The 12,824-nt window shown below is 46.9% G+C and carries 12 protein-coding genes and 1 riboswitch; of the genes, 10 read left to right on the top strand and 2 right to left on the bottom strand.

What is annotated here, in order from left to right; genetic code table 11:
- Positions 1 to 157: 157 nt before the first annotated feature.
- Complete coding sequence (locus ACX5KA_RS12610; RefSeq protein WP_039221079.1) at positions 158 to 1,219, bottom strand: GGDEF domain-containing protein; 1,062 nt, start codon at positions 1,217 to 1,219, stop codon at positions 158 to 160.
- Positions 1,220 to 1,415: 196 nt separating this feature from the next.
- On the opposite strand from ACX5KA_RS12610, the gene hemC reads away from it, so the two are divergent.
- From hemC to thiH, 10 genes are all read left to right on the top strand, one after another.
- Positions 1,416 to 2,354 carry a hydroxymethylbilane synthase gene (hemC, locus tag ACX5KA_RS12605; protein ID WP_039221082.1) on the top strand — a complete coding sequence of 313 codons (939 nt, stop codon included), beginning with the start codon at positions 1,416 to 1,418 and terminating at the stop codon, positions 2,352 to 2,354.
- Between the two features lie 77 nt (positions 2,355 to 2,431).
- A complete protein-coding gene (locus tag ACX5KA_RS12600) occupies positions 2,432 to 3,163 on the top strand; it encodes a uroporphyrinogen-III synthase (RefSeq protein WP_458731313.1) in 732 nt (243 codons plus the stop codon).
- The gene (locus ACX5KA_RS12595) at positions 3,164 to 4,336 is read left to right on the top strand and encodes a uroporphyrinogen-III C-methyltransferase (protein WP_039221083.1); all 1,173 of its coding nucleotides are present in this window, start codon (positions 3,164 to 3,166) and stop codon (positions 4,334 to 4,336) included.
- Entirely contained in the window at positions 4,333 to 5,508 is a 1,176-nt protein-coding gene (locus ACX5KA_RS12590) for a heme biosynthesis HemY N-terminal domain-containing protein (protein ID WP_458731312.1), read from the top strand. The genes ACX5KA_RS12595 and ACX5KA_RS12590 overlap by 4 nt, the downstream gene beginning before the upstream one ends.
- 117 nt (positions 5,509 to 5,625) lie before the next feature.
- Positions 5,626 to 5,737: riboswitch (TPP riboswitch) on the top strand.
- Positions 5,738 to 6,012: 275 nt separating this feature from the next.
- Positions 6,013 to 7,923: a phosphomethylpyrimidine synthase ThiC gene (thiC, locus tag ACX5KA_RS12585; protein ID WP_458731311.1), complete on the top strand. Its 1,911-nt coding sequence runs from the start codon at positions 6,013 to 6,015 to the stop codon at positions 7,921 to 7,923.
- Positions 7,920 to 9,554, top strand: coding sequence for a thiamine phosphate synthase (gene thiE / locus ACX5KA_RS12580; protein ID WP_458731310.1), 1,635 nt, complete (start codon positions 7,920 to 7,922; stop codon positions 9,552 to 9,554). The genes thiC and thiE overlap by 4 nt, the downstream gene beginning before the upstream one ends.
- Before the next feature lie 100 nt (positions 9,555 to 9,654).
- On the top strand, positions 9,655 to 10,392 hold the full coding sequence (locus ACX5KA_RS12575) for a HesA/MoeB/ThiF family protein (RefSeq protein WP_039221148.1): 738 nt from the start codon (positions 9,655 to 9,657) through the stop codon (positions 10,390 to 10,392).
- Entirely contained in the window at positions 10,379 to 10,588 is a 210-nt protein-coding gene (thiS, locus tag ACX5KA_RS12570; protein WP_039221097.1) for a sulfur carrier protein ThiS, read from the top strand. The genes ACX5KA_RS12575 and thiS overlap by 14 nt, the downstream gene beginning before the upstream one ends.
- 1 nt (position 10,589) lies before the next feature.
- Positions 10,590 to 11,360, top strand: a complete 771-nt coding sequence (locus tag ACX5KA_RS12565) for a thiazole synthase (protein WP_171336972.1) — start codon at positions 10,590 to 10,592, stop codon at positions 11,358 to 11,360.
- Complete coding sequence (gene thiH / locus ACX5KA_RS12560; RefSeq protein WP_458731309.1) at positions 11,357 to 12,484, top strand: 2-iminoacetate synthase ThiH; 1,128 nt, start codon at positions 11,357 to 11,359, stop codon at positions 12,482 to 12,484. Before ACX5KA_RS12565 ends, thiH begins: the two co-directional genes overlap by 4 nt.
- 53 nt (positions 12,485 to 12,537) lie before the next feature.
- Here the strand turns inward: thiH and ACX5KA_RS12555 are convergent, their stop codons facing one another.
- Positions 12,538 to 12,696, bottom strand: coding sequence for a hypothetical protein (locus ACX5KA_RS12555; protein ID WP_458731308.1), 159 nt, complete (start codon positions 12,694 to 12,696; stop codon positions 12,538 to 12,540).
- Positions 12,697 to 12,824: the final 128 nt, after the last annotated feature.

The following is a 12,824-nucleotide window of genomic DNA, read 5'->3' as shown; positions in this document are numbered from 1 at the left end:
ATAACGGGGGAGACCATATACAGGCCCTAGTATTTAAACAAAAGAAAGAGCTGGTGAAGCAACATTAGCCAGCTATTTCTTAGCGTAAGTGGCTACACGTCTATCGATTGCAAAGTCGCGCCTTCCGTCTCTTCTTTATTTCACGTTTATTCCAAAACTATTCGACGACTCTGTTGCGCCCCGCATTTTTAGCTTTGTAAAGGTTGTCATCGGCCTGCTTCAAACAAGCGTGCAAGTTTGTATCAGTAAGCGCTGTGGCTACACCAAAGCTTGCGGTTATCGAGTGATTCACATCACCCTCTACAAACGGATTAGCTTCAACCACCTTCCTTATTTTTTCCGCTAATTTTACCGCTTGGCTCAACGTCGCATGAGGGAATAGGACCAAAAACTCTTCACCACCGGTTCTTGCCACCACGTCAGTAGTTCTTACTGCTTCTTTCATTAGGCGAGTGATGTGTATAAGCACTTCGTCACCTATATCGTGGCCATAGGTATCGTTGATTGTTTTGAAATGGTCAATATCTACCACCACCGCACTTAAAGGGAAATGAGCACCGGGATCTTGCATTGCGCGTTCAAAAAAAACAGCTTCAAGAAACCGCCGGTTGGGAAGTTTTGTAAGTGGATCGGTATTAGCCTGACGCATGCGCTCTAAATTTTCACGCAGCATTTCTTTTCTGCTTTGATGCCAGAAATTTTCACCTATAAAGGCGACGCAAATGAAACTGAACGTGGCGATTAGGAAACGGGAAACATGTTCTGCTGGGTACTCTGCTACTATTTTTTCTTGATTGTAGAGCATAAAAATAGTGATACCCAGAGTTACTGCCACGTAAACCATCGCGGGCTTAAAACGCACAACAATTATCTGAATAAAAAGCAGGGGAAAGATAAAATAAAGCCCGGTGTTATTGAGGCCGCCGGTGTAAACCAAGCCGTTTATGGTAAATGCTACCACTAAGCCTGCAAGATAAAAGAAGACATCAACGCGAGGGAACATATGGGATAACGCCACATTGGCGTACACAAAAGCAGCTGACCCCGCCAGCGTTCCTACGAGCAATGGGTTGTTTGTGCCCATGTTGATCCACGCCATAAACGCCATAATGGTGCCACCAACATAGGATATGAAATATAGCGTTAAGCGCCTTCGTTTTGCTTCCGCTTCATCTTGTTGAGCACTTCTAAGTAATTGACGCAACGACGAACTGTCCATAAAAAGACTTATCTCCGCATTTAAAACTAATTAACCATTATTCCTTTCAGCATAGACTGAATGTTCAATAATAACCAAGGAGAAAACTGCGCCTAATTTCAAACATTAATACAGAAAATGCGTATACTACGGGGTATATCGTATGACGTTATGTGATACTTCGTTTTAGTTTCTTTTTATATAGTTTGGAATAGCCATGAGTCACCTCAACACTACCCGCACCGTTCGAATTGCTACTAGAAAAAGTGCTTTAGCTCTTTGGCAAGCAGAGTATGTGAAGGCAAAATTGTTGGAGCATTATCCGTCAATGACCGTTGAGCTTGTGCCTATGAGCACGCAGGGCGACAAAATTTTAGATACACCTCTGGCGAAAATTGGTGGTAAAGGACTTTTCATAAAAGAGCTTGAAATTGCCATGCTTGAAGGCCGTGCCGATATTGCCGTGCACTCTATGAAAGACGTACCCGTTGAATTTCCTGAAGGTTTTGGCCTTCACGCTATTTGTGAGCGAGAAAACCCGTTCGACGCTTTTGTTTCAAATAACCACGACAGTTTAGATGACCTACCCCAGGGCGCAGTGGTAGGTACGTCTAGCCTTCGCAGGCAGTGCCAAATTCGCAAGTATCGCCCTGACCTTATCATCAAGGACCTGCGCGGAAACGTGAATACTCGCCTAGCCAAGCTAGACGCAGGTGAGTACGACGCTATTATCTTAGCTTCTGCTGGCCTTATTCGCCTTGAAATGGAATCTCGTATTCGCATGCCGTTACCTGCTGATATTTCACTACCCGCCGTTGGACAAGGTGCCGTAGGTATTGAGTGCCGTAACGAAGATGAAGAGCTTATTAAATTGCTACAGGCGCTGAACCATACAGACACCAATACACGCGTTACTGCAGAACGCGCCATGAACGAGAGATTGGAAGGCGGCTGCCAAGTACCTATTGGTAGCTTTGCCACACTTGATGGCGACGTACTAACCTTAACTGGTATGGTTGGCAAACCAGATGGCTCTGAACTGTTGTTTGCGTCAGCTACAGCGTCACGCGAAAAAGCGACGGATATAGGCATTGAAGTGGCTGAAGCGCTTTTAGCGCAAGGTGCTGGGGAAATCCTTAAAGCACTTTATAACTAAGTTATATTTAATAGAAGCGCGCATTTCTATGCCCATAGAAATGCGCAGCAAACTTAAAAGGATGAGAGTTGGATCAAATGCTTCTTTTTACGCGTCCACTGCCAAAGTTGAAAGCGAGTGCTTCGGCTTTCGAACGAGCAGGCATTAATGCGGTAGGGGTAGCCACTTCTGACATTATTAAAATCTCTTCAGAACAAAAAGCCGCTGCAGACTATTTAGCGTCCAATAGTGTAAACGCAATTATCGTTACCAGCGTATACGCCGTTGAGCCTGTTATTTCAGGGCTGCGCGAATCAGCCTCTCCCTTGCCTCTAATTGTTGCCGTTGGCGATGCCACCGCAAGAAAATTACAAGCCGGACTTGAAGCTCTGCCATCCGTGCAAATAGTCACACCAAAGAACCATACGTCCGAAGGTATACTGGCAATGCATCAGCTTAATGAGGCAAACTGTCAGCATGTCGTTATTATTAAAGGTGAAGGTGGGCGAGACGCCATCGCAAAAGGATTAGACGAAAAAGGTACTTTAGTAAATAGCTTTTGCGTTTATAAAAGGGAGCAACTTGTACGCCCAATTTACACAAAACGGTGGAAAATGGGCGAAGTTAGCGGCATTATCGCTACAAGCGAAGCAATGGCACTGCAACTGGTAGAACAATTTGGTCATGCGCTATTAACCTTTAAATGGTTAACAGTGAGTGATCGCATCGCCCTAACCCTTAACAGCAAAGGCGTTAAGGAAGTAGCGGTTTGTCAGCGAGCCACCGACCAGGCACTCATCGCCTGGGTAAAGGATAACTGGGAGTATTGAATGGCCAACAATAATGAAAATAGCCCACAAAAAGAGGAACTCGTAAAAGTGGATGCTGAAAAAGAAGTAATTGAGTCTTCTGCCACGCAGAGCGAATCGACTGAATCTGGCGCTAAGCAAAAGAAATCATCAGGCAATGGTCTGTTGTGGTTCGTCGTCATCATCTTATTCTTGGCCGTGTTAGGTATGGCTGGCGCAGGTTACTGGTATTATATGCAGCAGCAATCGGCCAGCGCAGATTCCGCCAACGCACAGCAAAGCAACACCGCAAAGTTAAACAGTATTGAGCGCGAGCGTGCTGACATTTTAGCGTCGCTAGAAGCAATGTCGCGAACGAACAAAGCACTGCAAAGCACGGTATCCGAGCTTAAAACACAAAATGAAAAGCTTAGCCTTCAAGCAGAATCTACGCTTCAACAGTTAAACAATATGGAAGGTCGCCGCCCTGCCGACTGGTTAATTGCTGAAGCTGATTACTTGGTACGCATGGCGGGTAGAAAACTTTGGCTGGAAAACGATGTTCGCACAGCAATTTTACTGCTAGTTAATGCGGATAAACGCTTAAAGTCGTTGGCCGACCCATCGGTGCTGCCCGTTCGCGCTACACTAGCTGAAGATATTCAAACCCTTCAACAGCTAAACCCTGTGTCGCAAAGCTCAGTAGCGCTGGCCCTTACCGGCATGATTGCGCAAATTGATAGGCTTCCCCTTGATACTTTCGAGAAGCCTGAAGACGCCAATGCAGAAGACACGACCTTGTCAGAGTCGGCTGACGACTGGCAGGAAAACTTAGCAAAAGTATGGCGCTCATTGGTTAACGACTTTCTTACGGTTAAAACCATTGAGGGTCCTGTAGAGCCCGTGCTTTCATTAGAAGCACAGTTTCTAGCGAAAGAGCAGCTTCGCCTGCAGCTTATGCACGCGCAAACCGCGGCGCTTCAAGGTGATGCTGGCCTTTACAGCCAATCACTTCAATATGCTCAAACGTTAATTATTGAAAAGTTCGACACAGAAAAAAGCCAGGTAACCGGCTTTGTAGATGCACTACAAAACCTAATTGCTACCGATGTATCGCGCCCAATTCCAACAGAACTAGCGTCACAAAAACCGCTAGAACGACTTCTGGATAGTCGCGTGAAGCAGGTGTTCGGACAAGGAGCAAGCGCACTATGAAATGGTTAGCTATTGCCCTTGCGGTATTAGCCGCATTCATTATTGCACTCATTGTTGGCCCAATGTTGTTAGGTGACCAAGGCTACGTACTGTTCTCTTTAGGTAATACTGCCGTTGAGATGAATATAATCAGCTTTGGCATCTTACTGATAGGTGCCATCATTACCTGGTACGTACTATCTCGACTTGTATTGTGGGCGTTAAGCCTGATCACAGGTTCACATAAATGGTTCGGCACTTTGGGCGAGCGCAAACGCAAGCGTGCGTTTTACGACGGCTTACACGCAATGGCTGCAGGTGATTTTGATACGGCGCAAAAAGCCTTAGGCAAAACCACCAACGGCGATTTCGAAGGCGTTAACTATTTGGCGTCAGCGCAAATTGCTTTTTCCAACGGCGATTTAGCCAAAGCCCGTTATTTCCTTGTTCAGGCAACTGACTTTCCAAAAGCGAAAGTAGCCGCAACCGTCATGCACGCGCGTATTGACGTGGCTGAAGAAAAGTACGATGCGGCACTGGAAAAACTTAACGAGCTTGACGAGCAAGAGCGCGAGAACAAGCAAGTTGTGCAGTTAAAAGCACAAATTCTTGCCAAGCTAGGTAAATGGCAAGTGCTTGAGGAGAATTTATCAGGCTGGCGTAAAGCATTACCCAAAGCTGATTACACGACGTGGAGCCAGCGAATTGCCAAAGGAAAGTTTGCAGAAATTGCCAGTAAGCAAGGTGCGGTCGAGCTTAAATCGTATTGGGACACCCTACCTCGCAAGCTTCGTCACGACGATGCTTATCGCGCTGCATATGTTCAGCAGTTGCTTGACCAAGGCATGCATGCCGACGCACAGAATTTACTAGTTGAATGGCAAAAACGTGGCCCGAATAGCGCCCTGTTTCCACTGTTCACACAGCTTAATATTCCTGATGCATCGCCATCGCTACGTTTGCTTGAAAGCTGGATAAAGCAAGACGAAGAAAACGTGTCGCTATATTCCACACTAGGCCAAGTAGCGTTCAATTCAGGCGATGAAGTGTTGGCGGAAAAAGCCTTGCTGAAAGCCTCAAAAATGAAATCGCGCAAGGAAGACTTATTGCTGCTTTCTGCCATTAGCGAGCGCAAACACGATACTGCCGCCGCACTTCAGCTTTACAAAGAAGGTCAGCAGCTAGCAAGCTAAATGAATATTAGTTTAGCTTTCTGGTAGTACTTGTATTGCTAGTAAAATTGAAGATATAGTAAAAAGGAATTCTCAATTCGGGCTGCTTCAACAAAACAAACAGCCCGAATTGACACTAACAACTTGTCGGAGTGCTTCACTGGTAACCCAGTAAGCTGAGACCGCGAAAGCGGGATCCGTAGAACCTGATCAGGCTAGTACCTGCGAAGGGAACAAGAAAATACAATGTGTGCAATACCAAGCACTAGCTTGGCATTGTGAAGCGAAGTTAATTAGCTGTTGATGATAAACACACCACGCTTTACGACACTGTGAGTCACTCATAGTCAGTTGTTTAAGTGGGTTACCCGATTAACATCAACACAGGTTAAGCGTGTAATTATCGCAGCCTAATTTGAATACCTCGCTAACGTAACGGGTATAGCCCCTTCTGCACATACACTTTGTATTCTCCTTCACTCCTGACAAGCATTTTTAGAACCTAAATTTAAAAGGTAAAATGCTATGTCGAACAGACGCGAACAACGCCAACAAGCGCAGCAATTCATCAATGAACTCGCTGGCGAAGCTTACCCAAATTCAACACGTCACTATGAGTGTGGCAGCCGCGACGACATTCGCGTGGCCATGCGCCTTATTCACCAGCACGACAGCTTAGTCGGTGGTACCGAAGAAAACCCCATTTTAGAGCCAAACCCGCCTATTCCAGTGTACGATACCTCTGGGCCCTACGGCGACCCACAAGAGAACATAGATGTACACAAAGGCTTGAGCCCACTTCGCCAAAAATGGATTGAGGAGCGCAGCGATACTATCGAACTAGCAGGCGTGTCATCACGCTTTGCGAAAGAACGTGAAAACGACATTTTTACCGAAGATTTCCGCTTTATCCGCAGCCGCAAACCACTAAAAGCGAAGGCAGGCAAAAACGTGACCCAGCTGCACTACGCAAGGCAGGGCATTATTACCCCGGAAATGGAATACATTGCCATTCGCGAAAACATGGGCCGCCAAGCCATTAAAGATGCAGAGCTAACGCAGCAACACAAAGGCGAGCACTTCGGCGCGAATTTACCCGATACCATCACCCCCGAGTTTGTGCGCCAAGAAGTAGCCGCAGGCCGCGCCATTATTCCGTGTAACATCAATCATCCCGAATTAGAGCCAATGATTATTGGCCGTAACTTCTTAGTGAAGATTAACGCCAACATTGGGAATTCAGCTGTAACCTCGTCTATTGAAGAAGAGGTAGAAAAGCTGGTGTGGTCAACGCGCTGGGGCGCAGATACCATCATGGACCTTTCTACCGGCAGAAATATTCACGAAACCCGCGAATGGCTGCTGCGAAATAGCCCAGTTCCTCTTGGCACTGTACCTATTTACCAAGCATTAGAAAAAGTAAATGGTGTAGCTGAAAACTTAACCTGGGAAATGTTTAAAGACACCCTAATTGAGCAGGCCGAGCAAGGGGTAGACTACTTCACCATTCACGCTGGCGTGCTGCTTGAATATGTTCACCTTACCGCAAAGCGAGTTACAGGTATTGTATCGCGCGGTGGCTCAATCATGGCGAAGTGGTGTCTAAGTCACCACCAGCAAAGCTTTTTGTATGAACACTTCCACGATATTTGCGAAATTTGCGCTAAGTACGATGTGGCGCTGTCGCTAGGTGATGGCCTGCGCCCTGGTAGCGTAGCTGACGCTAACGACGACGCGCAATTCTCTGAATTACGTACCCTTGGAGAGCTGACGAAAATTGCATGGGAGTACGATGTTCAGGTAATGATTGAAGGCCCAGGGCATGTGCCAATGCATATGATTAAAGCGAACATGGAAGAGCAGCTTAAGCACTGCCACGAAGCGCCGTTTTATACCCTTGGCCCCCTCACCACAGATATTGCGCCAGGCTACGATCACTTCACCTCAGGTATTGGCGCCGCCATGATTGGTTGGTACGGCTGCGCGATGCTTTGTTACGTAACACCTAAAGAACATTTAGGCCTGCCTAACAAAGAAGACGTTAAACAGGGGCTGATCACTTACAAAATTGCAGCCCACGCAGCCGACTTGGCAAAAGGCCACCCAGGAGCACAAATTCGCGACAACGCCATGTCGAAAGCACGCTTTGAATTCAGATGGGAAGACCAGTTTAACCTTGCATTAGACCCCCACACTGCGCGCGCCTATCACGATGAAACCTTGCCGCAGGCGTCTGGCAAAGTCGCGCACTTTTGCTCTATGTGCGGCCCTAAATTTTGCAGCATGAAAATTTCTCAGGAAGTGCGCGATGTGGCTAAACAAACGCAGCAGCAAGAGTTTGAGAAAGAAAAAGGCATGAAAGACATGGCCGATGCGTTTAATCAATCGGGCGCTGAACTCTATCACACCGCTGATAGCAAGGTAGAGTTGCCATGACAAACAGCCACCTAACCACACCCGTACTTGAGCCGCCTAGCATTAGGCTGCCGGTGATATGGTGCATAGGGGGCGTTGACTCAAGCGGCGGAGCGGGAATAACCCGCGACGCCATTACGCTTGCCAATTTAAATGTTCATGCCTGTGTGCTAACCACACAACTTACTGTGCAATCAAACCAGCATCTGCTTAGCAAAGAAAGTATGAGTGCATCTGCATTGAACCAGCAGTGGCAAGTGCTTTACGAAGATACGCCACCACGCGCTATTAAAATTGGCGCTATCGCAAACGATGAACAAGCACTGTTGCTTTGCGCCCGTATGCAGTCGTTAGTGAGCCCTCGCCCCTTTGTAATATGGGACCCTGTGTTGTGCTCTTCATCTGGAGGTGTACTGAGCGACTTAAGTGAAAGCGTGATCAACGAACTGTTAACCACGGTAGATTTGGTAACGCCAAACATTGATGAACTCGCGAAACTCACCCACCTCTCTGTTAACGATGATAAAAGCCTGCAAACTGCAATAAATCGACTTGTTGGAAAAGGCGCAAAAAGCGTTTACGTGAAAGGCGGTCATGCACAATGGCAAAAAACGGTATGCGACACCTATTTTTGCTCATCACACTCGCTTTATTTTAGACAACCAAAAAACAGCAAAGGTGATCTTCGTGGTACAGGATGTATGTTAGCGAGTGCCATTGCGGCATTTGTTGTTCACGACTATTGCATTGAAGACGCGCTAACCTTGGCGAACGCTTATGTGAGTGAAGTAAGACATAACACGCTCGGCGTATCTGATAACAACCTCCCCATCACGACTACTTCGAGTCGACATAAAGCGGCTAGCCCGCCTGCTTACTTCGCAAGGGCTAATGGTTTTCCCGCACAGGCGGCTAGTTTTCCACAGGTTAGTTTTCATTGCCGTAACACTGTTTCTAAAAGAAATGCTGCGGGTGTTGATAAAACTCCACACAACAAAAAAAGAGTAGAAACGACACTGGCAGGCAATGCTTTCTTCCCCGCACTCACCAACACTAAGTTGGGTATTTATCCCGTGGTAGATAGCGTTGAGTGGATTGCGCGGCTTTGGCCGACGGGCGTAAAAATCATCCAACTGCGAGTGAAAGAAGGCTCTCAATATGCTATTCGCCAACAGATAAAAGAAGCAATGGAGTTAGTAGAACACACTGACTGCCAATTATTTATTAACGACCACTGGGAGTTAGCCATAGAGCTTGGTGCTTACGGCGTGCATTTAGGCCAAGAAGATCTGCACACTGCAGATTTAAACGCCATTCGAAGCGCCGGGCTAAGGCTGGGCATTTCAACTCATGGGTTCGCTGAAATTCAGTGTGTTCGCGCTTTAAACCCGTCTTACATTGCCCTTGGTCATATATTTCCAACCAATACCAAAGACATGCCGTCTAAGCCCCAGGGTGTAGAGCGCTTGGCAAAATATGTGAAGCTGTGTGAAGGCGTACCCACCGTCGCCATTGGCGGTATTAACTTATCGCGTATAAGTGACGTGGCGAAAACCGGCGTAAATGGTATTGCAGTTGTGAGCGCTATTACACATGCAGAGCATCCGCTGCAAGCATACAAAGCGCTGGCTCAGGAGGCGGGTTTTGCATAGTCAATCAACACATAGTACCGCGACTGACTCAGTCAATAACGCCAGAGGTCCAGTTAATCCCGCTAATGGCTTCGCTAACCGCCAGCTTGAACATCAAGATATACAGCGTTACAGCAGGCAGCTCTTGCTCGACTGTGTCGACCACGCCGGCCAGCTTAATTTGGCAAACGCACACGCTCTGGTTGTGGGGCTAGGCGGCCTAGGCAGCTTAACCGCCCGCTATCTAGCTGGCGCAGGTGTTGGCAATATTACATTGATAGATGGCGATACTGTCGATATCAGTAATTTGCAGCGCCAGGTTAGCTACAATGAAATGCACTTAGGCGAGCTTAAAGCCAAGTCGCTTTATAACGAACTTCGCAAAGTTAACTCTCACTTAAACATCCAATTTAAAAGCCTTTTTGCCGATAGTAACAACTTACCAACTTTAATTTCGTCAGCGACTTGCGTACTGGATTGCACCGACAACATGACGGTAAGGCGCCAGATTAATGCAGCGACTTACCGTGCATCTATTCCGCTTTTTATTGCGGCTGCTAGCGGGCTTACATGGCAAGCACTGAACTTGCCGCAAAACTCAAACTCCTGTGGTTGTTACGAGTGCCTAGTGAACAGGATTTCCGTGCGTGAAGACTGCATGAGCAAAGGCGTACTTGGCCCCGTTGTTGGTATGGCTGCTTGTCATCAGGCAACGCAAGCTTTGTTGTTTTTAGCAAAAGGATTCGACGCAGACATTAAATGGGGACACTACCTAACTGGGAATGCAGGCCTTGGGTCGCTACAAAGCTTTGCGCTACCCCCCTCTTCTACTTGCGAGGTTTGCAATGACGCAAATTAAAGTGAACGTAAACAATCAACCTATGAACGTGATCTCGCCTATTTCACTTAGCGAGTTAATCGCCCTTAAAAAATTGAATGACGACGGTACCGCCATTGCTAGAAATGCCGCCATAGTGAGTAAAACAGAATGGTCGACCACTTATCTTAAAGATAATGACACCGTTGATATCTTCACCCTAGTTGCAGGAGGCTAATATGCTAACGCTTGCAAACCACACTTTTTCATCACGCCTTTTAACCGGCACAGGGAAGTTCAGCAACGCCGTCACTATGAAAGACGCAGTGGCCGCTGCACAAAGTAACATTGTTACCCTAGCAATGAAGCGCGTGGCGATGAATAGCGCGCAAGACGAAACGCTAACGGCCCTTCGAGAATTAGGAGTTACCCTGCTGCCCAACACATCGGGGGCTAAAAATGCCCAAGAAGCCATATTTGCAGCAGAGCTTTCTTATGAAGCGCTAGGTAGCCCATGGATAAAACTTGAAATTCACCCTGATCAGCGCTATTTGCTGCCCGACCCTATAGAAACGCTTCATGCCGCCGAGACCTTGGTAAAAAAAGGCTTTCACGTACTACCCTACTGCGGGGCAGACCCTGTTTTGTGTAAACGCTTAGAAGAAGTAGGCTGCGCCGCTGTTATGCCGTTAGGTGCTCCCATAGGCAGTAATCAGGGCTTACAAACTAAGCCTTTTTTGCAGATTATTGTGGAGCAATCGACTATTCCAGTCATTGTCGATGCGGGTATCGGCAAACCCAGTGAAGCCATGGCGGCAATGGAAATGGGCGTAGATGCGGTGTTGGTGAATACAGCTATTGCCACTGCCCAAAACCCTGTTGCCATGGCAGCGGCCTTTGCAAATGCTGTGGAAACAGGCCGAAAAGCGTTTGAAGCAGGGCTTGGTGCTACCAGCAACTTTGCGCAGGCCTCTAGTCCGCTTACTGCCTTTTTGGAGCCAACGGTATGAAGGTAGCACAGGCACTAATGCAGCAAGACTTAACTCATCTAGCTATGTCAATTAACAGTAAAACCGCGAGTGATGTTGAGCACGCATTAGGTAAAGAATCACTTTCACTTGATGACTTTATGGCGCTTATCTCGCCAGCCGGCTCACATTACTTGGAAGCCATGGCAAGTCGCGCGCAGGCACTAACCCGCCACCGGTTTGGCAATACCATGCAGCTATTTGTGCCTTTGTACCTGTCGAACCTGTGTGCCAATGAATGTACTTATTGCGGCTTTACCATGAGTAATAAAATAAAGCGCAAGACCCTATCTATAAGTGAAGCGCTCACTGAAATTGAAGCTATTAAAGGTATGGGCTTTTCTCAGATGTTGCTGGTAACTGGCGAACACGAGACTAAAGTGGGCATGGATTATTTCGAACAAACCCTTAGCGCCATTCGCGACAAGATAAGCTACCTTATGATGGAGGTGCAGCCGCTAAAAAGGGAACAGTACCAAACGTTAAAACATCTAGGGTTAGATGCCGTACTGGTATACCAAGAAACCTATTCGCCCCAACAGTACGCCAGCTACCATACCCGGGGTAAGAAACAGGATTTTTTATGGCGATTAGAAGCCAGCGACCGCATAGGGCAAGCGGGTATCGATAAAATAGGTATTGGTGCGCTACTAGGTTTAGGTGACTGGCGGGTTGATAGTGCGATGACCGCCCTTCACGGCAAACTAATCCAGCAGTACTATTGGCAAAGCCGTGTATCTATTGCCTTTCCGCGTCTTAGAAGCTGTGAAGGTAATAGCACTGGCGGCAACGTTCTTACCAATAACAAACTACCTAACGAGCGAGATCTGCTGCAGCTGATATGTGCTCACCGCTTGTTTAATCCGCAAGCAGAATTATCCCTGTCCACCCGCGAGTCGGCAGTATTTAGGGACGGCGTGATGCCGCTGGGTATCACATCGATGAGTGCTGCGTCGCAAACTCAACCTGGCGGATACAGCAAACCCTCACAGGCATTAAATCAGTTTGATATTGATGATAATCGCTCTGTACCAGAAGTGATAAACGCGATGGCAAGGCAAGGATTAGAACCTGTTTGGAAGGATTGGATGCAATTTAGGCTCTAGCCGACAAAACATCCGAACCAGGATAGCAATATTTATCCTGTGCTACGCCGTATTTATCTCGCATACTTTCGCTTTAAATCGACAATAGTCTTGCGCTCATTGGTTTTCTTTAACTCTAAACCTTCGTAACTAAGACTTACTTCGTAGTTTTGAATATTAGGAGAAAACCTCTCTTTCCGGTGGTTACTATTTTTTGAAACAGTATGTGCCATATACACCTCCTATAACTAACAACTCTACCTCGTTACAGTATAAATAGCTATATTGGGTTTGATTCCAAGCCTTTAGTTTGAGAAAGAACATTAGTTTTTTTAAGGCAAAATAAATAAAAAATTTGTTT

The organism is Alteromonas alvinellae, assembly GCF_902705805.1.
This window is presented reverse-complemented; position numbering and strand designations above follow the sequence as displayed.

Coding starts and splice junctions, on each gene's coding strand:
- thiC (WP_458731311.1), top strand. CDS start 6,013: ATGTCGAACAGACGCGAACAACGCCAACAAGCGCAGCAATTCATCAAT.
- ACX5KA_RS12590 (WP_458731312.1), top strand. CDS start 4,333: ATGAAATGGTTAGCTATTGCCCTTGCGGTATTAGCCGCATTCATTATT.
- ACX5KA_RS12600 (WP_458731313.1), top strand. CDS start 2,432: ATGCTTCTTTTTACGCGTCCACTGCCAAAGTTGAAAGCGAGTGCTTCG.
- ACX5KA_RS12555 (WP_458731308.1), bottom strand. CDS start 12,696: ATGGCACATACTGTTTCAAAAAATAGTAACCACCGGAAAGAGAGGTTT.
- thiS (WP_039221097.1), top strand. CDS start 10,379: ATGACGCAAATTAAAGTGAACGTAAACAATCAACCTATGAACGTGATC.
- ACX5KA_RS12595 (WP_039221083.1), top strand. CDS start 3,164: ATGGCCAACAATAATGAAAATAGCCCACAAAAAGAGGAACTCGTAAAA.
- ACX5KA_RS12565 (WP_171336972.1), top strand. CDS start 10,590: ATGCTAACGCTTGCAAACCACACTTTTTCATCACGCCTTTTAACCGGC.
- ACX5KA_RS12610 (WP_039221079.1), bottom strand. CDS start 1,219: ATGGACAGTTCGTCGTTGCGTCAATTACTTAGAAGTGCTCAACAAGAT.
- thiE (WP_458731310.1), top strand. CDS start 7,920: ATGACAAACAGCCACCTAACCACACCCGTACTTGAGCCGCCTAGCATT.
- hemC (WP_039221082.1), top strand. CDS start 1,416: ATGAGTCACCTCAACACTACCCGCACCGTTCGAATTGCTACTAGAAAA.
- thiH (WP_458731309.1), top strand. CDS start 11,357: ATGAAGGTAGCACAGGCACTAATGCAGCAAGACTTAACTCATCTAGCT.